Source organism: Streptomyces sp. R28, assembly GCF_041052385.1.
Lineage (GTDB): Bacteria > Actinomycetota > Actinomycetes > Streptomycetales > Streptomycetaceae > Streptomyces.
The window spans coordinates 2,129,976-2,151,926 of sequence record NZ_CP163439.1; the positions used below are offsets into that span (position 1 = coordinate 2,129,976).

At 72.2% G+C, this 21,951-nt stretch carries 20 protein-coding genes and 2 pseudogenes; 9 read left to right on the forward strand and 13 right to left on the reverse strand.

Annotated features, from left to right (window positions below; genetic code table 11):
* Positions 1-34 precede the first annotated feature (34 nt).
* From rplT to infC, 3 genes are all read right to left on the reverse strand, one after another.
* Complete coding sequence (gene rplT, locus AB5J49_RS09310) at positions 35-418, reverse strand: 50S ribosomal protein L20 (protein ID WP_006141703.1); 384 nt, start codon at positions 416-418, stop codon at positions 35-37.
* A 110-nt stretch (positions 419-528) separates the two neighbouring features.
* The gene (rpmI, locus tag AB5J49_RS09315) at positions 529-723 is read right to left on the reverse strand and encodes a 50S ribosomal protein L35 (protein WP_007829094.1); all 195 of its coding nucleotides are present in this window, start codon (positions 721-723) and stop codon (positions 529-531) included.
* Between the two features lie 110 nt (positions 724-833).
* A complete protein-coding gene (gene infC / locus AB5J49_RS09320) occupies positions 834-1,526 on the reverse strand; it encodes a translation initiation factor IF-3 (protein WP_369175087.1) in 693 nt (230 codons plus the stop codon).
* Positions 1,527-1,906: 380 nt separating this feature from the next.
* Between infC and AB5J49_RS09325 the strand changes: the two genes are divergently transcribed.
* Positions 1,907-2,284: a DUF1844 domain-containing protein gene (locus AB5J49_RS09325; RefSeq protein ID WP_369168062.1), complete on the forward strand. Its 378-nt coding sequence runs from the start codon at positions 1,907-1,909 to the stop codon at positions 2,282-2,284.
* Between the two features lies 1 nt (position 2,285).
* Here AB5J49_RS09325 and AB5J49_RS09330 read toward each other — a convergent pair whose 3' ends face one another.
* Positions 2,286-3,017, reverse strand: a complete 732-nt coding sequence (locus tag AB5J49_RS09330; protein WP_369168063.1) for an SseB family protein — start codon at positions 3,015-3,017, stop codon at positions 2,286-2,288.
* A 150-nt stretch (positions 3,018-3,167) separates the two neighbouring features.
* On the opposite strand from AB5J49_RS09330, the gene AB5J49_RS09335 reads away from it, so the two are divergent.
* A complete protein-coding gene (locus AB5J49_RS09335; protein ID WP_369168064.1) occupies positions 3,168-4,154 on the forward strand; it encodes a serine hydrolase in 987 nt (328 codons plus the stop codon).
* A gap of 12 nt (positions 4,155-4,166) precedes the next feature.
* Here AB5J49_RS09335 and mycP read toward each other — a convergent pair whose 3' ends face one another.
* Both mycP and AB5J49_RS09345 read right to left on the reverse strand, forming a co-directional pair.
* On the reverse strand, positions 4,167-5,408 hold the full coding sequence (gene mycP / locus AB5J49_RS09340) for a type VII secretion-associated serine protease mycosin (protein ID WP_369168065.1): 1,242 nt from the start codon (positions 5,406-5,408) through the stop codon (positions 4,167-4,169).
* Positions 5,405-7,108, reverse strand: a complete 1,704-nt coding sequence (locus AB5J49_RS09345; RefSeq protein WP_369168066.1) for a hypothetical protein — start codon at positions 7,106-7,108, stop codon at positions 5,405-5,407. Before AB5J49_RS09345 ends, mycP begins: the two co-directional genes overlap by 4 nt.
* Before the next feature lie 560 nt (positions 7,109-7,668).
* Here AB5J49_RS09345 and AB5J49_RS09350 point away from each other — a divergent pair.
* The 3 genes and pseudogenes from AB5J49_RS09350 to AB5J49_RS09360 form a co-directional block, all read left to right on the forward strand.
* Positions 7,669-8,871 (forward strand): amino acid deaminase/aldolase, encoded by a 1,203-nt coding sequence (locus AB5J49_RS09350; RefSeq protein WP_369168067.1) that lies wholly within the window; start codon positions 7,669-7,671, stop codon positions 8,869-8,871.
* A gap of 177 nt (positions 8,872-9,048) precedes the next feature.
* Positions 9,049-9,825, forward strand: coding sequence for a maleylpyruvate isomerase family mycothiol-dependent enzyme (locus tag AB5J49_RS09355; RefSeq protein WP_369168068.1), 777 nt, complete (start codon positions 9,049-9,051; stop codon positions 9,823-9,825).
* Between the two features lie 114 nt (positions 9,826-9,939).
* Positions 9,940-10,321 (forward strand): annotated as a pseudogene (locus AB5J49_RS09360) (hypothetical protein); the annotation flags it as partial.
* Positions 10,322-10,358: 37 nt separating this feature from the next.
* Here AB5J49_RS09360 and AB5J49_RS09365 read toward each other — a convergent pair.
* The 4 genes from AB5J49_RS09365 to AB5J49_RS09380 are packed head-to-tail and all read right to left on the reverse strand — an operon-like array spanning position 10,359 to position 14,848.
* Positions 10,359-11,273 (reverse strand): DUF2510 domain-containing protein, encoded by a 915-nt coding sequence (locus AB5J49_RS09365; protein ID WP_369175088.1) that lies wholly within the window; start codon positions 11,271-11,273, stop codon positions 10,359-10,361.
* A gap of 26 nt (positions 11,274-11,299) precedes the next feature.
* Positions 11,300-12,091 carry a 3-oxoacyl-ACP reductase gene (locus AB5J49_RS09370; protein ID WP_369168069.1) on the reverse strand — a complete coding sequence of 264 codons (792 nt, stop codon included), beginning with the start codon at positions 12,089-12,091 and terminating at the stop codon, positions 11,300-11,302.
* A 7-nt stretch (positions 12,092-12,098) separates the two neighbouring features.
* On the reverse strand, positions 12,099-13,469 hold the full coding sequence (locus AB5J49_RS09375; RefSeq protein ID WP_369168070.1) for an aldehyde dehydrogenase: 1,371 nt from the start codon (positions 13,467-13,469) through the stop codon (positions 12,099-12,101).
* A gap of 8 nt (positions 13,470-13,477) precedes the next feature.
* On the reverse strand, positions 13,478-14,848 hold the full coding sequence (locus tag AB5J49_RS09380; RefSeq protein ID WP_369168071.1) for a glutamine synthetase family protein: 1,371 nt from the start codon (positions 14,846-14,848) through the stop codon (positions 13,478-13,480).
* 104 nt (positions 14,849-14,952) lie between these two features.
* On the opposite strand from AB5J49_RS09380, the gene AB5J49_RS09385 reads away from it, so the two are divergent.
* The 3 genes and pseudogenes from AB5J49_RS09385 (at position 14,953) to AB5J49_RS09395 (ending at position 18,018) form a co-directional block, all read left to right on the forward strand.
* Complete coding sequence (locus AB5J49_RS09385) at positions 14,953-15,699, forward strand: FadR/GntR family transcriptional regulator (protein WP_369175089.1); 747 nt, start codon at positions 14,953-14,955, stop codon at positions 15,697-15,699.
* 169 nt (positions 15,700-15,868) lie between these two features.
* Positions 15,869-17,310 (forward strand): annotated as a pseudogene (gene eat, locus AB5J49_RS09390) (ethanolamine permease).
* A 21-nt stretch (positions 17,311-17,331) separates the two neighbouring features.
* Positions 17,332-18,018 carry a gamma-glutamyl-gamma-aminobutyrate hydrolase family protein gene (locus AB5J49_RS09395; protein ID WP_369168072.1) on the forward strand — a complete coding sequence of 229 codons (687 nt, stop codon included), beginning with the start codon at positions 17,332-17,334 and terminating at the stop codon, positions 18,016-18,018.
* A gap of 300 nt (positions 18,019-18,318) precedes the next feature.
* Here the strand turns inward: AB5J49_RS09395 and AB5J49_RS09400 are convergent, their stop codons facing one another.
* The gene (locus AB5J49_RS09400; protein ID WP_369168073.1) at positions 18,319-19,242 is read right to left on the reverse strand and encodes a LysR family transcriptional regulator; all 924 of its coding nucleotides are present in this window, start codon (positions 19,240-19,242) and stop codon (positions 18,319-18,321) included.
* Positions 19,243-19,312: 70 nt separating this feature from the next.
* Here AB5J49_RS09400 and AB5J49_RS09405 point away from each other — a divergent pair, with 70 nt between their 5' ends.
* Positions 19,313-20,437 carry a TDT family transporter gene (locus AB5J49_RS09405; protein WP_369175090.1) on the forward strand — a complete coding sequence of 375 codons (1,125 nt, stop codon included), beginning with the start codon at positions 19,313-19,315 and terminating at the stop codon, positions 20,435-20,437.
* Here AB5J49_RS09405 and AB5J49_RS09410 read toward each other — a convergent pair.
* Both AB5J49_RS09410 and AB5J49_RS09415 read right to left on the reverse strand, forming a co-directional pair.
* The gene (locus AB5J49_RS09410; RefSeq protein WP_369168074.1) at positions 20,349-21,068 is read right to left on the reverse strand and encodes a helical backbone metal receptor; all 720 of its coding nucleotides are present in this window, start codon (positions 21,066-21,068) and stop codon (positions 20,349-20,351) included. The two genes, AB5J49_RS09405 and AB5J49_RS09410, sit on opposite strands and share 89 nt — an antisense overlap.
* Positions 21,068-21,637: a helix-turn-helix domain-containing protein gene (locus AB5J49_RS09415; RefSeq protein WP_369168075.1), complete on the reverse strand. Its 570-nt coding sequence runs from the start codon at positions 21,635-21,637 to the stop codon at positions 21,068-21,070. The genes AB5J49_RS09410 and AB5J49_RS09415 overlap by 1 nt, the downstream gene beginning before the upstream one ends.
* Between the last annotated feature and the right edge of the window lie 314 nt (positions 21,638-21,951).

The window sequence follows — 21,951 nt, forward strand, 5'->3', positions numbered from 1 at the left end:
CGTGAAATCACGTCGGCCTAGAGCCGGCGCAGCGTCACGCCGCCTTCGGGGCGTTGACGTCCGACGGCAGCGCCTTCTGCGCGACCTCGACGAGCGCGGCGAACGCGTTCGCGTCGTTGACCGCCAGCTCGGCCAGGATCTTGCGGTCGACCTCGACGTTCGCGGCCTTCAGACCCTGGATGAAGCGGTTGTACGTGATGCCGTTGGCGCGGGCAGCCGCGTTGATGCGCTGGATCCACAGCTGACGGAAGTCACCCTTGCGCTTCTTGCGGTCGTTGTAGTTGTAGACCAGCGAGTGGGTGACCTGCTCCTTGGCCTTGCGGTACAGACGCGAACGCTGACCGCGGTAGCCGGAAGCCTGCTCGAGGATCGCCCGGCGCTTCTTGTGGGCGTTGACTGCCCGCTTGACGCGTGCCACTTTTAACTCCTTGTAGCGGGGCCGTGGTTGGACTCACACGGCCCGGAAACGATTGGGTCCCGGTCCAGACGTACGGCGCGGATCGATCGGAAGATCAAGCGCCGGGTACGTCACTTGCCGAGAAGCTTCTTGATCTTCTTGGCGTCGCCCGGGGCCATCTCGGCGTTGCCGGTGAGGCGACGCGTCAGGCGCGACGACTTGTGCTCGAGCAGGTGGCGCTTGCCGGCGCGCTCACGGAGCACCTTGCCGGAGCCGGTGACCTTGAAGCGCTTGCTGGCACCGCTGTGCGACTTGTTCTTCGGCATAGCGCCGTTCTCTCCTCGTCGGTGGCGTTCCGGTGCCCGGTCGTGAAACCGGGCACGGTGGAACGTCGCTCTTGTATCGGTTACATCCTGGGGACTGGTGTCCCCCGGGATCACGCCTCGGCGGAAGCCTCGGCAGGCGCCTCGGTCTCCACGGCGTCCTCGGCCTCCACGGCCTCATCGGACTCCGCGGCGTTCTCGGACTCCGCGACGTTCTGCGACTTGCCGGGGTTGGCCTTCGCGTCTGCCTTGCGGGCTTCCTGCGCCTGGCGGGCCTCGGCCATCGCCTCGGTCTTCTTCTTGTGCGGACCGAGAACCATGATCATGTTTCGGCCGTCCTGCTTCGGGTTCGACTCCACGAACCCGAGGTCCTCGACGTCCGTCGCGAGCCGCTGCAGCAGTCGGTAGCCCAGCTCGGGCCGGGACTGCTCGCGACCACGGAACATGATCGTGATCTTGACCTTGTCGCCCTGCTTGAGGAACCGGACGACGTGACCCTTCTTGGTGTCATAGTCGTGCGGGTCGATCTTCGGCCGGAGCTTCATCTCCTTGATGACCGTGTGCGCCTGGTTCTTGCGCGCCTCACGGGCCTTCATGGCCGACTCGTACTTGAACTTCCCGTAGTCCATGAGCTTGCACACGGGCGGACGGGCGTTCGCCGCGACCTCGACCAGGTCCAGGTCGTACTCCTGCGCAAGCTCCAGTGCCTTGGCCAGCGGGACAATGCCCACCTGCTCGCCACTGGGACCGACAAGTCGCACCTCGGGAACGCGAATCCGGTCGTTGATGCGGGGCTCGGCGCTGATGGATCCTCCTCGGTTAGCACCACACGGCGGTCTGGCGGACAGCCGCGTATGTCTCTTTCGTAAGACCTAACCGCGCCGAAGCACAAAAAATGCCCCGGACGATCACAGGCGGGGCTCCAAAACACTGCCGGAGCACCTTCGCGGTGATCGCGGGGCGCACTTTCGGGCGACTCCATCGTCCGTACGGAACGATGGTGGCCGCCTGACCGGGGTGACCCGCCGTCCCGGGGGACGGTCAGGTGGGAGATCGGAGCCTCCACTTGTGGGCCGAGCACATAAGTGTCCGGCCGGTCGTTACACAAGGCTAGCAGCTCGGGGCAGGAACGGCTAACCGAGGGCAACCGGGGCCGGCTCCGTCGGGGCCCCCTATCGTGTGAGGCATGAGTGAGACCTCCCCCTCGGACAGCCCCGAGACCCCCGGCACGTCCGACTTCGACGCCATGACCCGCGACATCGCCGAGGTCCCGGCGGTCGAGGTGATCGTGACGGTCGCCGTCAATCTGATGAGCGCCGCCGCCGTGAAGCTCGGTCTGACCGAGGAGGGCGACAAGTTCAAGGACCTGGACGAGGCCCGCAAGCTGGTGCACGCCCTCGCCGGTCTGCTGGACGCGAGCACGACGGAGATCAGCTCGTTCCACGCGGCGCCGCTGCGCGACGGTCTGAAGTCGCTGCAGCTGGCGTTCCGTGAGGCGTCGATCGTCCCGGACGAGCCGGGTCAGGGGCCGGGCGAGAAGTACACCGGCCCGATCTACGGCTAGCTCATTCCCGTACGTACAGGGGCTCGCCCGGTGGCGTCGCCTCGGCCGGCAGCAGTGCCAGGTCGAGGCCGCGCACCAGGCGGGCCCTCAGTGTTTCGTCGGCGGCGAGGCGCTCCGCCACCGACCGCGCGGCCTGGGCCGGGGGCGCGGCGGGGTCCAGTACGAGGGCGAGGGTGCCGTCGGCCTGCCCGGGCCCGAGGTGGGCGCGCACGACGGCGGGCTCGGCGGCGACAGCAGTGCGCACGGCCGCCACGACGGCCGGATCGGCGAGCGGGTCGGTCGTCGTACGGCCCTCGGCGAGCGCGAGCAGCGCGCGCCCCGTCAGCTCGTACGTCACGGGCCCGGCCATGTCCAGCACGACCGTGTCCGCCTTCTCGTGCGCCGCGGCCTGCAGGGCCTGGTGCAGGGGTACGGCGACGGGGCGGGCCGCCGGGTCCCAGCGGGCGAGCGAGTCGGTGGACGTGAAGGCGGGCAGGGCGGTGCGCTCGCCGGCCTTCAGGGTCGGTACGGCCATGTCGCTGGTCTTCTCGCGGCGCAGCCCGTTCTCGTCCTCCTCCACCTCGCCGAGCACGGCCACGACGGGGACGAGCAGCCGGGCGCCCTTGAGCGCCTCGAGCACGGGTCCCTCGGCGGTGCGGTCCTCGGCCCAGGCGGCGAGCGCGGCGCTCAGCCGGGGGTCGGCGGAGCCGTCGTCGTCGGAGAAGAGGGAGTCGGGAATGTTCTTGTTCGCCACGGTCACCGACCCTATCGGGGGGATGCTGCTGCGCTTGTGCGGGCCTGGAAACCCCGCTGTGACGCGTTTCACCGGAATCTCAGATTTCCCTGACACACATCTAACGTCCGTCTAACGGCCCGCACAGTCGCCGGTCCGACGATCGCGGACATGGAGTCTTCCAGAGCCCACCGACGTCGCCGGCCCCCGTCGTACACCGCGCTCGCCTTCGTGGTCGTCGTCGGCGGTGCCGCCGCGGGAACCGTGTACATGCAGGCTCAGGCGCACCCGGGCGGGAGCGCCGTATCGTCAGCGGTGACGCCGTCGGCATCGGCGTCGGTATCGGCCCGGGCGGGCGGGGAGGCTTCTGTGGAACCCGTGGCACAGCCGACGGTGGATCACGACGTACTGCTGGCCGAGGCCATGGAGTCGGGGACCGTCGAGGACGGCGCCGAGGTGTCGGTGGCGGTGCTGGACCTGGAGTCCGGTACCGGCGCCAGGTACGGCAACAGCGGCTTCGACACCGCGAGCATCGTCAAGGTCGACATCCTGGCCGCGCTGCTGCTCCAGGCGCAGGACGCGGGGCGTGAGCTCACCGCGACGGAGAAGTCGTACGCCGCCGACATGATCGAGAACAGTGACAACACCGCCGCGTCGGCCCTGTGGCGGGCGATCGGGAAGGCGGAGGGGCTCGATACGGCGAACGCGCGCCTCGGGCTCACGGACACCGAGGGCGGCGACGGCATGTACTGGGGACTGACGCAGACCACCGCCGCCGATCAACTCACGCTGCTGCGGCAGGTGTTCGGGGAGGACTCGGAGCTGAGCGCGCGGTCGCGGGCGTATCTGCGGGAGTTGATGGGCGGGATCGCGGTCGACCAGCAGTGGGGGGTGTCGGCCGCGGCGGACGGCTCGGGGTGGGCGTTGAAGAACGGCTGGTTGCCGCGCACCGCCACCGGGCTGTGGGACATCAACAGCATCGGGCGGGTGACGGTGGACGGCCACGACTACCTGGTGGCGGCACTGTCCGACGGCAACTCGACGAAGGCGAAAGGGGTTTCGCTGATCGAGGCGGCGGCTGAGGCGGCGGTGTCGGTGTTCGCCGGCGAGACCTCGTCCGCTTCCCCGGCTGCGGCGACCTCCGCCACCTCCTCGTGAGGGACCCGGCGGCTAGAAGTCGTGGCGTGCGCGGCGGCCGCGCCACAGTGCGACCGCCGAGACCAGCAGGACGCCGCCGGCGCCGCCCGCGAGCCAGGCGGCCCAACTCGTCGTGTCGTCCTCCGACTTGGCGGCATCGGGGCCCGAGCCGAAGTAATCCTCGCCGTATGCGACGGGCGTCAGGCGCTTCGGCTTGATACGGGAGGCCTCCTTGATGGCGGCCGCCGGGTCGATGAAGCCGTAGCCGCGGGAGTCGTCGCGCCCGTCGGCGGGGGCGTTGCGGGCCGTGTCCTCCAGGAGCTTCTTGACCTGGGCCGGGGTCAGGCCGGGGTGGGCGGCCTTGAGCAGGGCCACCGCTCCGGAGACGAAGGCGGCCGCGGCGCTCGTGCCCCAGCCCTCGTAGTACTTGTGGTCGGGGTCGGCGATGATGACGTCGACGCCGGGGGCGCTGACCGTGGCGTACCAGCGGCGCGTGGAGAACGAGGCGCGGGTGCCGTAGCGGTCGACGGCGGCCGCGGCGATGACGCCCGGGTAGGCCGCCGGGTAGGAGATGTGGTCGCCCTTCTCGCCGCCGTTGCCGGACGAGGCGACGATGACGGCGCCCTTCTTCAGGGCGTACTGGACGGCCTCGTCCTCGCCCGCTTCGGGGTGGGCGGACTTGGAGTCGTCGCCGAGGGAGAGGTTGATGACGTCGGCGCCGTGGTCGGCGGCCCAGCGGATGCCGTCGGCGAGGGCGTTGCCGCGGGTGCTGCGGGCCTTGGCGCGGGCGGGGTCGCCGTCCTCGAGGATGACGCGGACGGGAAGGATCTTGGCCTCGGGGGCGATGCCCATGACGCCGTCGCCGTTGCCGGCGCCGTGTCCGTGGCCGGCGATGATGCCGGCCATCGCGGTGCCGTGCCGGGCCCAGGCGCGGTCGCCGGGCTCGGCCCCGAAGCCGACCATGTCCTGGCCGTCGAGGACGTTGCCGGACAGGTCGGGGTGGTCGGGCTCGACGCCGGTGTCGAGGACGGCGACGGTGACGCCCTTGCCCTTGGTGGTCTGCCAGGCCTCCTGGGTGTGCATGGCGTCCAGGGCCCACTGGCGGGCACGTATGGAGTCGGCGTGCGCGGCGGTGGGCGGCAGGAGGGCGAGACAGGCGCCGAGGAGGACGGCGAGGGGGCCGGTGCGCCGGGTCAGGACGGACTTCGCCGCACTGGTGGCGGGGGTCTCGGCGGTCTCGGCGGGGGGCGCCGCGCTGTTCGGGCCGGTGTTCATGACGACTGCTCCGTGGACGGGCTGACGTTCTTGCGCAGGGCGCGTTCGATGCGGTCGGCGAGGCCCTGCGCCTCGTGGCCGAGGCCGGCCTGGGCGACGTCCGTGGTGGCGCCGGACTGCATGGCCTCCCGGGCGGGCTCGGGCTCGTCCACGGTGCGGCCGTCGGCCCAGCCGGAGACGGCGTAGACGACGACCGGGGCGTCGGTGAGGACGGAGACGGTCCACGAGGCGCGCCGTTCGCCGCCGAATCCGGCGGCCAGGGTGCCCTTGGCGGCGTACGGGCGGGGCATGAGGTCGCTGCGGCGGTCGAGGCCCGCTTTGGTGAACTCGGTCTCGAGCGCGCGCATGGCAGCGGCGTCGGCCTTGGTGAAGAGCAGGCCGACGGTGGTGACGTAGCTCTGTGTGGCGTCGATGTAGGTGGCGCGCAGGAGGCGCTGGCAGCCGGCGGGGGCGAGGGCCTTGCGCAGAAGCGGGTCGAAGGCGTTCGCACAGCCGGTGTCCGGGGCGACGGCGATCCGCGTCCAGGTCCGGTCGGCGCCACCGGGTCCGGCGCCCTGCCCGATCACGGTGGGCGGGAACAGCTTGTCGACGGGGACGCTGTGCCACAGGCTCCCGGCCGCGGCGAAGGTGTCCTGAGCGCCGGCTTCGCCCGGGTCGCCGATCAGCCAACTCCCGGTCAGGGCCCCGCCGATGAGTCCGAGCCCGAGCACGACGCAGGCGGCCGCCCCGGCGACCCGTGGTCGGATCCGCACGCCCAGGGGCCGCGGTCGCGCTTGCGCGTCGTAGCCCTCGGGCTCTCCGAACGACACGAGGGGGCGCTGGGCCCCCGGTGCCCCGCCCGGCGCCATGGGGGCGCTCCAGGACAGGGACGGGTCCGGGGAGAAGGCGGCGGCGTGGCCGTGGCCGCCGGCGGCGTGGCCGTTCGTGGCCTGCTGTTCGGCGTGGGTGGGCCCGGCGGGATTCGAGGCCGCGTACGCCCGGCTCGCGGGACCGTGTCCGGCCGACGGCTCCGGCGTGGGACGCAGCGGGGGCAGAGGGCCGGGACCGGCGGGGCGAGCGGGTTCGGCGGGCGCGGCGTCGGGGTGGGTGGCCGGCTCCTGGGGCATGCCGACGGAGCCCTGCGCGGGGCCGGTGCCCTGCTGGGGAGGCGCGGCGGCGGGGCCCCGTGTGGCGGACGGTCGGTTGTCGGCCGCGGGCGACGGTTCCGCGGGGATCGGACGGAGGCGGAAGGTGGTCTCCGCGGCGGTCTCGGCGGGGGCGCCCGTGCGGCGTGGCGTGGCGGGACGCTCGGCGGCCGGGCGGGGCGGTATTCCTCCGGGTGCGGGCTGTCCGGCGTCCTCGCGGCGCAACGATCCGCCACTGTCCCGACGCCCTTCGTCGGCGTCGGTGTGTCCCGCCGTCGGCGGCGCGTCCGGGAAGCGTGCCGAGGCACGGGGTGGGGGCGGGGACGTGGGGGCTGCGCCGGCGGCTGCGGGGCCCTGGCCGGTCCGGTCGCCGTGCGGGGGCCTCGAAGGGGCACCTGAGCCGTCTGCGCCCGTCGACCCGGCGCGGACGCTGTCGGCGACGCCGCTGCTCCGAGGCGACGGCACGGCACGTGAGCCGTCCGAGCCCGGCGATCCGGCCCAGGCCCGCGGGTCCGGGGATCCGGAGCCGACGCCGTCGGCCCGCGACGGCGCGGCGGCCTCGCCACGTGTCGGCACAGGACCGGCCGATCCCCGCCTCACGCCGGCACCACCACGCACCGGCCCTCCCGACCCCGAGACCGGTACACCGCCGACACCGTCAGGCACCGGTCCCTCCGTTCGCGAACCCTCGCCGGGCGCCCGTGTGGTCTGTGCGCCCGGAACCGTCTGCTCACCCTGTGTGTCGCCGGGCATCGGCGGCTGGGCGGGTCTCGGCGGTGTGATCGGGCGGGGCGGGGCGGCGGGCGGCGGGGGTGCCGTGGGGCGTGGGGGGACGGGGGCGCGGCGCGCTTCCGTGCTCATGCACCCCCCGTTTCCTCGTGCCCGGGCCCATCCTCGTACGCGGGCCGTCGTCGCGTTGTCCGTCTGCCCGGCGCGGACTACCCGACCAGGCACGCATACCCGCACGGGCGGGGCGTCATCCCGGCGCGGTCGTGCGGCCGGGGCTTTCCCCACACATGCGTGCGCGTCACTCTACGGGTTGCTCCTGCGCGAACGGGAACCAGTCCGGGACCCCGTGTGCATCTGCCCGGAACATCCCCCTACCCTGCGGTAATCCTGCATGGCAGGCTTCGTTCATGACTGCGCGCGCCGCCGACCGGGCCCGTTACGACCGGGCCACCGCCCATCTCGACGCCCCTCTCGCGATCGTGGACCTGGACGCCTTCGACGCCAACGCGGACGACCTCGTCCGCCGCGCCGCCGGAAAGCCGATCCGCGTCGCCAGCAAGTCCGTACGCTGCCGTGCCCTGCTGGAGCGGGTGCTCGCGAAGGACGGATTCGCGGGGATCATGTCCTTCACGCTCGCCGAGTCCCTGTGGCTGGCACGGTCCGGGTTCGACGACGTTCTTCTCGCCTATCCGTCCGCCGACCGCGCCGCCTTCGCCGAGCTGGCCGGCGATCCCAAGCTCGCCTCCGCCGTCACCGTGATGATCGACGATCCGGCTCAGCTGCGGCTCATCGACGACTCCCGGGACGGGGGACGTGAGGTCGTCCGGGTCTGTCTGGAGTTGGACACCTCGCTGAAGATGCTCGGCGGGCGTGTGCGCGTCGGCGCCCGGCGTTCGCCGCTGCACTCCCCCGGGCAGGTCGCCGACATGGCTCGGGTCGTCGCCCGGCGGCCCGGGTTCGAGCTGGTCGGGATCATGGCGTACGAGGGGCACATCGCCGGGGTCGGGGACGCCGTGGCGGGGCGGCCGTTGCGGTCGCGTGCCGTGCGGCTGATGCAGGCCACCGCGCGCCGGGAACTCGCCGAGCGGCGGGCCGAGGTGGTGCGGGCGGTGCGGGCCGTGGCGCCGGGGCTTCAGTTCGTCAACGGCGGCGGGACCGGCAGTGTGCAGCACACCGCCGCCGAGGACTCCGTCACCGAGATCGGGGCCGGGTCGGGGCTGTATGTGCCGCGGCTGTTCGACAACTACACGTCCTTCAGGGGGCGTCCGGCCGCGCTGTTCGCCCAGCCGGTCGTGCGCCGGCCGGGGGTCGGGGTGGTGACCGTGCTCGGCGGTGGGTATCCGGCCTCGGGTGCGGCCGGGCCCGACCGGCTGCCGGTGCCGTATCTGCCGGAGGGGCTGCGGTACGACCCGCAGGAGGGGCCCGGCGAGGTGCAGACGCCGCTGCTCGGCTCCCCCGCCGACGATCTGCTGATCGGCGACAAGGTGTGGTTCCGGCACGCCAAGGCGGGTGAGCTGTGCGAGCGGTTCGAGGAGCTCCATCTCATCGAGGGGGACTCGGTGACGGCCACTGTGCCGACGTATCGGGGTGAGGGGCACACCTTCCTCTAGATGATGGCCGAGGCGGCCGGAGCGATCGAGTGGATCGTGGGTCTGTCGCCTGGGACGCGGGGCTCGGCTGTGGCGTAGCGGAAGCCCGAGCGTGGGCTCGCCCGGTCCGGAGTCCCCGCCGTACCGGCTGCGAAAAGCGCTGTCGGGCAAATGGATCAAGCTGATAGAACTACCGCCGTGCACAAGACTCTGGAGTTTCCCGATCTGCTGCGGCTGATCGACGAACGGGCAACCGCCTTCCGCGCCGCGATCGCCGCCGCGCCCAGCCTCGACCTGCCCGTGCCGACCTGCCCCGGGTGGACGCTGTCCGACCTGGTGCAGCACATCGGCGAGGGCCGCCGCCGCTGGGCCGCCACCGTCGCCGCCGGGCCGGACGCCACGTCCAGGACCCCGGCCCAGGGTGACGCGGTCGCGCCGCAGGAGCGCGAGGCCGTGCAGGCCTGGCTGGCCGCCTCGACCGAGCTGTTGCTGGCGGCCCTGCGGGAGGCCGGTCCGGACCAGGGCTGCTTCACCGGCTGGGGCAAGACGCAGACGCCGCACACCGCCGGTGGCGTCGCCCGGCACCAGGTCCAGGAGCTCGCGGTGCACACCTACGACGCCCAGCTCAGCGTGGGCGAACCGGCCGCACTGCCTGTCGAGTTGGCGCTCGACGGCGTCGAGGAGACCCTGTTCATCACCTGCTTCACGACGAGCCCCTGGCCGCACAAGCCCACCGCCTTCGACTTCCACGCCACCGAAGGCCGCTCCTGGCGCCTCACGGCCGACGGCGACGGGGCAAGGACCACCCGGCTGCCCGCCACCGGCGAGGACCCGGACGCGGCAGGCGTCTCCGTTCGCGGCACGGCCAGTGATCTGGTCCTCTACCTGTACGACCGCATTCCGGCGGACTCCATGCAACTCGACGGGGACCCGGAGCTGCTCGACCTGCTCCGCGCCTGGGTACCGGAGGACTAGGCGGGACGACACGCCACCGCGTACAAACCGGCCGCTTGAATCGCGAACGGTCTCGTACCGAACGGTGGCGGTCTCACTGGATGATCGATTCCAGGGGTCGGCTGCGCGCCTGAGCCGGGGCAGCCCGGCTACGACAAGAGGCTGCGGAAGGCGGCCGGGCTCATCCGGCACGTCATGCGCGAGTTGGCCACGGACACCGCGCTGTGGACCGACGACGTGTGGGTGGTGGACTCCACACCGGTCGGGTGCGGTCGCTCCCGGGAGACCGTCAGGCGCTCCGACCCGGCTGGGTGGGCGCAGTACGGCTACTGCGCCGGCCACACGCGCTGCTTCTGGGGACTTCGGCTGCACCTGCTGTGCACGCCGGGCGGGCTGCACCCCCAGCGGCGTGATGGTCCGCGTGCTTCAGCGAATCCTCGCGCTGACCGCCGCCATCTGGCACAACGAGCACACCGTTCAGCCCGTCATGCGGTCGCTGACTGCCTACGACCACTGACGGCTTGGAATCGATCATCTGGCTCAGGTCCTGTGGCTCAGTCCGTCGTGCGCCGGATGCCCTGCGTGAAGCGGTCCATGTCGGCCAGTGGCGGCCCGTCCTCGCCCGCGTCGAGGACGTAGCGGACGAGGACCGGCGCCTCGGTGCCGGCGGGGGACGCGAAGGCGAGGGACTGGACGTATCCGCCCGGTCCCTCGGCGGTCCTGACCCGCCAGCGCACGAAGTAGCCGGCGCGGCCTGCCACCTTGACCGTGCCGGACTTGACGACCTGGTGGGACTCGATGCCGCCGAAGGGGCGCCGGCCGACGCGGTCGCGGTCATAGGCCTCGTCGGCCGCCTCCTCGATGTCCGCCTTGGCGAGGGCCTCGGGGGACGTCTCGCCGTTCTGGGGCGCCGTGCGCGAGATGACCTTGCCGTGCCGGCAGAGGCCGAAGTCGTCGCCGGGGCATTCGTAGGTACCGTCCGTGGACATGAGGACGTCGGGCTCGGTGAAGGTCTGCGGCCTGACCCAGCCGTCGAGCAACGGCAGTGTGATGCCGTTGAGTTGGTCCTCCACGACGGCCGGGTCGTCGGCGGAGGGCTCGGAGGTGGACCCCGAGGGGGTGGGGGTGCGGGTGGGGGTGTCGGTGGCCGGCTCACGGGGTGCGGGATCCGAGGTCGCGAGCGTCGGCGCGGTGTTCACCTCCGTGCCCCCGTCGTCCTTGCCGAGCACGATCGCGCCCGTGACGATCGCGGTGACCAGGACGGCTCCGGCGGCGATGAGGGCGATGACCTTGGACCGCTGCGCGGCGACGTCACCGGCGGACGGCGAACCGGGCACCGGCGGCGGCAACGGCACCGGCGGTCCCGGAACCTCGGGAGCGCGCCGGTGCTCGGTCCAGGCCGTTCCGTCCCACCAGCGCTCCAGGTGCGGGGCCTTGGGGTCGCGGTACCAGCCGGGCGAGGGTGTCATGCTCATCCCGGCCACTGTAGGGCGGCCTACAGCGGCGTGACGTACGCCCCCGAGATTCCGCCGTCGACCAGGAAGTCGGTGGCGTTCACGAAGGAGGAGTCGTCGCTGGCCAGGAAGGCGACGGCGGCGGCGATCTCCTCGGCCTCGGCGAAACGGCCGACCGGGATGTGGACGAGGCGGCGCGCGGCGCGCTCCGGGTCCTTGGCGAACAGCTCCTGGAGAAGAGGGGTGTTGACCGGTCCCGGGCACAGGGCGTTGACCCGGATGCCGTCGCGGGCGAACTGCACGCCCAGTTCGCGGGACATGGCCAGCACGCCGCCCTTGGAGGCCGTGTACGAGATCTGGGAGGTGGCCGCGCCCATCCGGGCCACGAAGGACGCCGTGTTGATGATGGAGCCCTTGCCCTGCTGCCGCATGTAGGGGATGGCGGCCTTGCAGCACAGGTAGACGGAGGTCAGGTTGACCTCCTGGACACGCTTCCAGGCCTCCAGGCCGGTCTCCAGGATGGAGTCGTCGTCGGGCGGCGAGATGCCGGCGTTGTTGAAGGCGATGTCGACGCTGCCGTAGGTGTCGTACGCCGTCCTGAACAGCGCCTCCACCTGCTCGGGGTCGGTGACGTCGACCTTCACGAAGATCCCGCCGACCTCCTCGGCGGCGGCCTTGCCGCGCTGCTCGTCGACGTCGCCGCAGACGACGTGGGCGCCCTCGGAGGCGAGCCGGCGGGCGGTCGCGAGGCCGATGCCGCTGCCGGCTCCGGTGATGACGGCCGTACGGCCCACCAGACGGCGGCAGATGATTCCCTCGGTGTTGTCGGTCATGAGCGGCTCAGGCCTCCGTGCTGATGAAGACGTTCTTGGTTTCGGTGAAGGCGGTCAGGGCGTCCGGGCCCAGCTCACGGCCGATGCCGGACTGCTTGAAGCCGCCGAAGGGGGTCCAGTAGCGGACGCTGGAGTGGGAGTTGACGGACAGGTTGCCGGCCCGGACCGCCTGGGAGACGCGCAGGGCGCGGCCGACGTCACGGGTCCAGATGGAGCCGGAGAGGCCGTAGTCGGTGGCGTTGGCGAGGGCCACGGCGTCCGCCTCGTCGTCGAAGGGGAGGACTACGGCGACGGGGCCGAAGACCTCCTCGGCGGCAACGCGCGCGCGTGGGTCGACGTCGGTGAGGACGGTGGGCGGGAACCAGAAGCCGGGGCCTTCGGGGGCCTTGCCGCGGATGCCGGGCGCGTCGGAGTCGACGTACGAACGCACCCGCTCCAGCTGGGCCTTGGAGATCAGCGGGCCCATCTGGGTGCTCTCGTCGGCCGGGTCGCCGACCGTCACCGCCTCGATCGCCGGGCTCAGCAGCTCCAGGAAGCGGTCGTAGGCGGAGCGCTGGACGAGGATGCGGGTACGGGCGCAGCAGTCCTGGCCGGAGTTGTCGAGGAAGGACATGGGGGTGGCGGCCGCGGCGGCTTCGAGGTCGGCGTCGGCGAAGACGATGTTGGGGCTCTTGCCGCCGAGTTCGAGGGTGACGCGCTTGAGGAGCGCAGAGCCCTTCGCCAGCACCTGTTTGCCCACGGTCGTCGACCCGGTGAAGACGATCTTCGCGACGCCCGGGTGCTCGACGAGAGCGTTGCCCGCGACGGGGCCGTGGCCGGGCAGCACCTGGAACAGGCCCTCGGGAAGCCCCGCCTCCAGGGCGAGCTCCGCCAGCCGCAGCGCGGTCAGCGGGGTCGTCTCGGCGGGCTTGAGGAGGACGGCGTTGCCTGCCGCGAGCGCCGGGGCCGTGCCCCAGGCCGCGATCGGCATCGGGAAGTTCCAGGGTGCGATGACGCCGACGACGCCGAGCGGTTCGAGGATCGTGACGTTCAGGCCACCGGGCACCGGGATCTGGTGTCCGGTCAGCCGCTCCACTCCCCCGGCCGCGTAGTCGAGCAGGTCGCGGACGTTGCCCGCCTCCCAGCGGGCGTTGCCGATGGTGTGCCCGGCCTCGCGGACCTCCAACTGGGCGAGTTCTTCCAGGTGTCCGTCCACGGCGACGGCGAACCGGCGCAGCAGCCGGGCGCGTTCGCCGGGTGCGAGGGAGGCCCACCGGGACTGCGCCTTCGTGGCGCGTACGACGGCCGCGTCCACGTCGGCCGCGGTGGCGGCCGGGACGGTGGCGACGACCTCCTCGGTGGCGGGGTTCAGTACTTCCAGTACGTGCTCGGAAGACACGAGGGGCCTCACAGGCGTTCGAAGGAGCGGCGCAGCTCCCAGTCGGTGACCGCGGCGTCGAAGGCGTCCAGCTCGACGCGCGCCATGTTGCGGTAGTGGGCGACGACCTCGTCGCCGAAGGCTGCCTTGGCGATCGGGCTGTTCTCCCAGAGCTCGGCGGCCTCACGCAGCGTGGTGGGCACGTGCGCGAAATCGGCGGCGTAGGCGTTGCCCGGGCAGGGCTCGGGCAGCTCCAGCTTCTGCTCGATGCCGTAGAGACCGGCCGCGACCAGTCCCGCCACGGCGAGGTACGGGTTGACGTCGCCGCCGGGGAGTCGGTTCTCGAAGCGCATCGAGCGGCCGTGGCCGACGACGCGCAGCGCACAGGTCCGGTTGTCGTAGCCCCAGGCGACGGCGGTCGGGGCGAAGGAGCCCGGCTGGAACCGCTTGTAGGAGTTGATATTGGGGGCGTAGAGGAGCGAGAAGTCCCGCAGGGCGGCCAATTGCCCGGCGAGGAAGTGCCGCATGACCTCGGACATGCCACCGGGGTCGTCCGAGGAGCCCGCCATGGCGTTGTTCCCGGCCGGGTCGGCGAGCGAGAGGTGGATGGGGCAGGAGTTGCCCTCGCGCTCGTTGTACTTGGCCATGAAGGTGATCGAGACGCCCTCCTGGGCGGCGATCTCCTTGGCGCCGGTCTTGTAGACGGCGTGCTGGTCGCAGGTGACGAGGGCGTCGTCGTACTTGAACGCGATCTCGTGCTGGCCGGGGTTGCATTCGCCCTTGGCGGACTCGACGGTGAGGCCGGCGGCCGTCATCTCGTTGCGGATGCGGCGCAGCAGGGGCTCGATCCGCCCGGTGCCCAGCACCGAGTAGTCGATGTTGTACTGGTTGGCCGGGGTCAGCCCGCGGTAGTTCGCGTCCCAGGCCTGCTCGTAGGTGTCCTTGAAGACGATGAACTCCAGCTCGGTGCCGACCTTGGCCGTGTACCCGTGCTCGGCGAGCCGCTCCAGCTGGCGGCGCAGGATCTGGCGGGGCGCGGCCACCACCGGGGACCCGTCGATCCAGGCCAGGTCGGCGACGAGCATGGCCGTACCCGCGTTCCAGGGCACGCGGCGCAGCGTGGTCAGGTCGGGGTGCATGGCGAAGTCGCCGTAGCCGCGGTCCCAGGAGGACATCGCGTAGCCGTCGACGGTGTTCATCTCGGTGTCGACGGCGAGAAGGTAGTTGCAGCCCTCGGTGCCGTGGTGCAGGACCTCGTCGAGGAAGAAGCGGGCGGCGAACCGCTTGCCCTGGAGCCGCCCTTGCATATCGGGGAAGGCCAGGACGACAGTGTCGATCTCACCGCTGGCGACGAGGGCGTGCAGCTCCTCGACGCTCAGCGGGGGTGTGCGGTCTGCCACGGGAGAGCCTCCATTCGGCTACTTCGGTCAGCCGGAAGCCATAAGGTATTGCCGGGGACCATTGATTGGGAAGGGGGTCCGGCCATATGTCGCAGTCCGACCACATGCCGCAGGCGGGCGCGGAGCACGGGGCGCCCGACGCCGACGACCGACTGACGTCGGTACTGCGGCCGGTGCGGGCCGGCAACGGCTTCGAGGAGGCCCTGGAGCAGATCCTCCAGGTCGTCCGGCTCGGCCTGGTGCCGGGCGGCGAACGGCTGCCGGCGGAGCGTGAGCTGGCCGACCGGCTCGGGATCAGCCGGGTGACGCTGCGCGAGGTGCTGAAAGTGCTCCAGGACCAGGGCCTGGTGGAGTCGCGGCGCGGGCGCTACGGCGGCACGTTCGTGCTGCCGCGCCCCGAGACCCCGGGCGAGGAGGAGCTGCGCCGCCGCCTGAAGGACGTGGACGTCGAGGACACGCTGCGCTTCCGTGAGGTGCTGGAGGTGGGTGCGGCCGGGCTGTGCGCGGCGCACGGGCTGGACGAGGGGCAGGCCGACCGGCTGCGCGAGGCCCTGGTGCGCACGCACGACGCCCCGCTCGCCGAGTACCGCCGCCTGGACACCCTGCTGCACCTGACACTCGCCGAGCTGTCCGGCTCCCCCACGCTCACCGCCCAGTACGTGGCCGTCCGCGCGAGAGTCAACGACCTGCTCGACTGCATCCCGCTCCTCGTGCGCAACCTGGAGCACTCCCAGCGCCAGCACACCGCCCTGGTGGAGGCCGTGATCGAGGGCAACGCCGAGTGCGCGCGGGAGATCATGCGCGAGCACTGCGGGGGCACGGCGGCGCTGTTGCGCGGCTTCCTCGGCTGAGCCGCGGCACGTTGCGGCGAGCCAAGGATTTACGGGCGATTAACGCAGGGGTATTGCCTTCCCGCGGCCGACACCGCAAAGGTATGGATCCATTCCATTGAGCCGGAGCTCGGTCGACCTCACCGTGCCCGGACACGCCCGGTGCCCACCGCCCGTGGAAAGTTGGCCCATGTCCCTGGAATCCACAAGCACACCCCCCGCCGAGACGGACGACTATCTGGAGCGCAGAACGCTGCGCCGCGGCAGCGCCGGCTGGGTGCTGCTGACCGGCCTCGGCGTCGCCTACGTCGTCTCCGGCGACTACTCGGGTTGGAACTTCGGCCTGGCCGAAGGCGGCTTCGGGGGCCTGGCGATCGCCATGGTGCTCATGGGCGCGATGTACGCGTGCATGGTCTTCGCGCTCGCCGAGCTGTCCTCGATCCTGCCGACGGCGGGCGGCGGCTACGGCTTCGCCCGCCGGGCACTGGGCCCGTGGGGCGGCTTCCTGACGGGTACGGCGATCCTGATCGAGTACGTCCTCGCGCCCGCCGCCATCGTCATCTTCATCGGCGACTACGTCGAGTCGCTGGGCCTGTTCGGCCTGGAGTCCGGCTGGCCGGTGTACCTGGTCTGTTTCGCGATCTTCCTGGGCATCCACCTGTGGGGCGTGGGTGAGGCGCTGCGCTTCAGCTTCGTCGTGACCGGCATCGCGGTGGTCGCCCTGCTCGTGTTCGCGCTGACGGCGCTGCCGGACTTCTCGGTGGGATCGCTGGACGACATCCCGGTCGACACGTCGGCGGCGGGGTCGAGCTCGTGGCTGCCCTTCGGCCTGCTCGGCATCTGGGCGGCGTTCCCCTTCGGGATGTGGTTCTTCCTGGGCGTCGAGGGCGTGCCGCTGGCCGCCGAGGAGACCAAGGAGCCGGCCCGCACGCTGCCGAAGGCGATCCGCTGGTCGATGGCCGTCCTGGTGGTACTGGCCGTGGTGACCTTCTTCGCTGCCGCCGGTGCGCGTGGCTCGGCGGCGATCCAGGAGGCGGGCAACCCGCTGGTCGAGGCGCTTCAGCCGGACGGCAAGGCCACGACGCTGAGCCGGATCGTGAACTACGCGGGTCTGGCGGGCCTGGTGGCGTGTTCTTCTCCTTGATCTACGCGGGCTCGCGCCAGCTGTTCGCCCTGTCCCGCGCGGGCTACCTGCCCCGCTTCCTCTCCCTCACCAGCCGCCGCAAGGCGCCGTACCTGGGTCTGCTGGTGCCCGGCACGATCGGCTTCCTGCTGGCGGCCGTGTCGGGCGACGGCGCCCGGATGCTGAACATCGCGGTCTTCGGCGCGACCATCTCCTACGCGCTGATGTCCCTGTCGCACATCGTGCTGCGCCGCCGCGAGCCGGAACTCCCGCGGCCGTACCGCACGCCGGGCGGGGTGCTGACGTCGTCCGTCGCCCTGGTGCTGGCGTGCGCGGCGCTGGTGGCGACGTTCCTGGTGGACGTCACGGCGGCGTTGATCGCGCTGGCGGTGTACGTCGTCGCGATCGGGTACTTCGGCCTGTACAGCCGTAAGCGGCTGGTGGCGAAGGCACCGGAGGAGGAGTTCGCGGCGCTGGCGGCGGCCGAGGCAGAGTTGGCACGGGACTGAACCGTCGACTGTGAGGGAGTTGTGGTGGCCAGGCCGTTGATCGGTGTCAGCACCTATCTGGAGTCCGGTGCGCGCTGGGGCGTGTGGGAGCTGGAGGCAGCGCTGCTGCCGGCCGGTTATCCGCGGCTGGTGCAGCGGGCGGGTGGCCTGGCCGCGATGCTTCCGCCGGACGACCCGGCGCACGCGGCCGCGGCCGTGGCCCGGCTGGACGGGCTGGTCATCGCGGGCGGCCCCGATGTGGAGCCCGTACGGTACGGCGCCGAGCCGCACCCCCGCACCGGGCCGCCGGCGCGGGCGCGGGACACCTGGGAGCTGGCCCTGATCGACGCGGCGCTGGCCGCGGGCGTCCCTCTGCTGGGCATCTGCCGCGGCATGCAGCTGCTGAACGTCGCCCTCGGCGGCACGCTCGTCCAGCACATCGACGGGCACGCGGAGGTCGTGGGCGTCTTCGGCAGCCACACCGTGAAGCCGGTGCCGGGGAGTCTGTACGCCGGTGTCGTGCCGGAGGAGACGTCGGTGCCGACCTATCACCACCAGGCCGTGGAGCGCCTGGGCGAGGGGCTGGTCGCGTCGGCGTATGCGGGGGACGGGACGGTGGAGGCGGTGGAACTGGCGTCCGGGGGCTGGGTGTTGGGGGTGCAGTGGCATCCGGAGATGGGGGAGGATCTGCGGGTGATGCGGGGGTTGGTGCGGGCCGCCGGTGGCTGACCGGGGGATTTCGCCCCCGCCGCCCCTACCTGTCCCATCCCCCAGGGGCTCCGCCCCTTCAACCCCGCCAGGGGGCTCCGCCCCCCCCGGACCCCCGCTCCTCAAACGCCGGAGGGGCTGAATAAGCCCGTCCGGCGCTTGAGGATGAGACCACACCGTCCCCAGCCCCCACCCACCCGCTGAGGGCTTCGCCTCTGAAGCGCCGGCCCGCAATCCCAGCCCGTCCGGCGTTTGAGGACGAGTCCCGTTCAGGGCCGAAGCGGGGGTCTGGGGGCGGCAGCCCCCAGGGACGGGACGGGACTACCCGCGTGTCAGCGACAGCAGGTCCCGGGCCGGGCCCACCGGGCGGTGGCCCGTCGGCCAGACCGCCCTCAGGTCCCGCGCCAACGACACCCCCGCCACCGGCACACTCACCAGGCGCCGCATCGCCAGCTCCTCCCCCACGGCGAGTTCGCTCAGCACCGCCGGCCCCGCCCCGCTCACCGCCGCCGCCTTCACCGCCGTGGTCGAGGACAGCTCGATCAGGGGGCGGGCCAGCCCGCCCAGGGCCGCGTCGAGGACCTGTCGCGTTCCCGAGCCCTTCTCGCGCAGGATCAGCGGCGTCGCCGCCAGTTCCGACGCCTCCAGCGAGCGTCGGCGCCGGGCCCAGGCGTGGCCCGGCGCTGTCACCACGATGAGGTTGTCGTGGGCGATGACCACGGAGTCCAGCCCCGTCGGAGCGGTCAGCCCCTCCACAAACCCCAGGTCCGCCTCGTCCGCCAGCAGCCGCTCCGCCACCGCCGCCGAGTTCCCGGCGAGCAGCGACACCGCCGTGTCCGGGCGCTGGGCGCGCAGCGCGAGGAGCCAGCCCGGCAGCAGGTACTCCGCGATCGTCATGCTCGCCGCCACCCGCAGCCGCGAGTCGCGCCGGTCCCGCAACGCCTGCGCACCCGCGTCGAAGGCCTCCGCGGCCTCCATGATGCGCCGCGCCCAGTCCGTCACCAGCGCCCCGGCGTCCGTGAGCCGGGAGCCCCTCGGCGACCGGTCGACCAGGGCCACGCCCAACTGCCGTTCCATCGAGCGGATCCGGCTGCTCGCCGCCGGCTGGGTGATCCCCAACTCGCGCGCGGCCCCGCCCAGACTGCCGAGCCGCGCCACCGCCAGCAGCAGCTCCAGCGCCCCGAGATCCGGGACGCGATGTGCCAGGGTTCCCGCGCGAAACTGCCCCTCCGCCGCTTCAGTCATAAGCCCAGTTTATGTCGGCATAGAGGCAGACTCCCTGGTGGTGGGCAACGACCGCAGCGACGCTGAGTTCATGGTCACCGCCGTCCGTCATCTCGGACCCAACTGGTACGCGTCCGTCATGGGCACCGCAGCCGTCGCCACCGCCGGAGCCGGACTGCCGCTGCACCTCCCCGGCCTGCGTACCGCATGCACCGTCGTCTGGGCCCTCTCCCTCACCCTGCTCGTCGCCCTGCTCGGCGCCCGTGCCCTGCACTGGACCCACCACCGTGACCAGGCCCGCGCCCACCTCCTCGACCCGGCCACGGCGCCCTTCTACGGCTGCCTGTCCATGGCCCTGACGGCCGTCGGCGGCGGCGCCCTGGCCGTCGGACAGGACTGGATCGGGACCGGCGCGGCGGTCGCGCTCGACGCCGTGCTGTTCACCGCCGGCACGGTCCTCGGGCTGGCGGCCGCGGTCGCCGTGCCGTACCTCATGGCCGTACGCCACCGCACAGAGCCGTCACAGGCCACGCCCGTGTGGCTGCTGCCGCTCGTCGCACCCATGGTGTCCGCGGCGCTCGGGCCGCTCCTGGTGCCGCATCTGCCGCCCGGGCAGGCCCAGGAGACCCTGCTGCTCGCCTGCTTCGCGCTGTTCGGGCTGAGTCTGCTCGCCACTTTGCTGATGCTGCCGCTGGTCTTCGCCCGGCTGGTCGCGGGCGGGCCCCTGCCTCTCGCCCTCACCCCGACCCTGTTCCTGGTGCTGGGTCCGCTCGGGCAGTCGACCACCGCCGTCGGCATGTTCGCCGACGTCGCACCCGGCGTGGTCCCGGCGCCGTACAGCCAGGCCTTCGGCGTTCTCGCGGTGCTCTACGGTGTGCCGGTCATGGGCTTCGCGCTCCTGTGGTTCGGGCTCGCCACCGCCCACGTGCTGCGGGCCCGGCGGCACGGCATGGGGTTCGCGATGACGTGGTGGGCGTTCACCTTCCCCGTCGGCACCTGCGTCACCGGCGCCGCGGCGCTCGCCCGGCACACCGGGCTCGTGATCTACAGCCGGCTCTCCATCGGGCTGTGTGTCGTGCTGGTCGGCGCCTGGGCCGTCGCCGCCGTGTGCACCGGCCGCGGTCTGCTCAGCGGTGCGCTGCTCGCAGGGCCTCGGACAGCACCCGCGGTGCCTCGGCCAGTGACGGGCCGTACCACGTCAGGTGCCGTCCGCTGACGAGCGCGCAGGGCAGGCCGGCGAACGCCTCCGGGCCGTCGTCGGCCGTGAAGCGGTACGGCTCGTCGGGGAGGACGACGACGTCCGGGGCCGCTGCTCTCAGGTCGTCCAGGGGGATGCGGGGGTAGCGGTCCTCGTGCGTGGCGTGGAGGTGGTCCACGCCGAGGCGGGTCAGTACGTCGCCCGCGAAGGTGTCGCGGCCCAGCACCATCCAGGGGCGTCGCCAGATCGGGACCACGGCCGTCGTACGGCGTTCGGGGAGCGGCAGCGACGACCAGGTCCGCTCCGCCTCGTCCAGCCAGCGCGGGCGGGCCGTCGCTCCGCAGGCGTCCAGCACCCGAGCCAGTTCCCGGAAGGCCTGCGGGACGTCCCGCACCTCGGTCACCAGGACCTCGATGCCGGCCGCGCGGAGGGCGGCGAGGTCGGGCTCGCGGTTCTCCTCCTCGTTGGCGATCACCAGGTCGGGGGCGAGGGCGAGGATCCGGTCGACCTTGGGGTTCTTGGTGCCGCCGACCCGGGTGACGTCCAGGGCGGCCGGATGGCTGCACCAGTCCGTGGCGCCGACGAGGGCACCGGGGGCCGAGACGGCGTCGGCCTCCGTCAGGGACGGCACCAGGGAGACGACGCGCATCAGCGCCCCGGCCGGTCCCGGCCCGCCTCGATGTGCTCCGCCACCGCGACGACGACCACACGCGTGTCCGGCACGGTCGCCCGCCAGCGGTGGCGCACCCCGCCGGTGAGGTACAGGGTGTCACCGCGGCCGAGGCGGTACGCGCGCCCCTCCGCCTCGATCTCCACGGCGCCGTCGGCGACGTACATCAACTGGTCGTTGCGGTACTGGAATTCACGGCCCGCGTCATGGTCGCCGGTGAACTCCGAGGCGTGCATCTGATGGTGACCGCGCACCAGGGAACGCACCCGGGGTTCCGGCACCAGCTCCGTGCCGTCGGCCCGCACCACGTCCACACTGCACGCCGGGTCGGCCGCGGCGAGGAGTTCGACGGCGGTCGTACGCAGCGCGTCGGCGACCTTTTCCAGGGAGCTTCTGCTGGGGCGTGCCCGGTCGTTCTCGACCTGGCTCAGGAAGGGCACCGACAAGCCGCTGCGCTCGGCGACGACGGCAAGGGTGAGCTCCAGCGCGCGGCGCCGCCGTCGCACGGCCGCGCCCACTCGAAGGGACTGTTCTTTGTGGTCGCCCATCGCTTCGGCTCCCTCCTTCGCTCGTCGGTCCGATGTCCTCGCGCCCGCTTCCCGGGGCACACCTTCTGTTGAGTTCTCTGCACCCTACGCATGTTCGGCAAACCGTTTCATGCGGCCGTCACATCGACGGCACAGCAGGGGGAGTACGACCCATCGGTTCGCGCCAGCGGGACCGGCTGCCGGACGCGTCGACCGCCCGCGCGGCACCGCTGACTCCCGATCAGCACGAGTACCCCGTGTTCATTTCAATGCTGCGGCCGCCTCCTGTGTTCCCTCGTGGTTGCGGGTGGAGTGCCTGGCCGAGGCATGAGGGC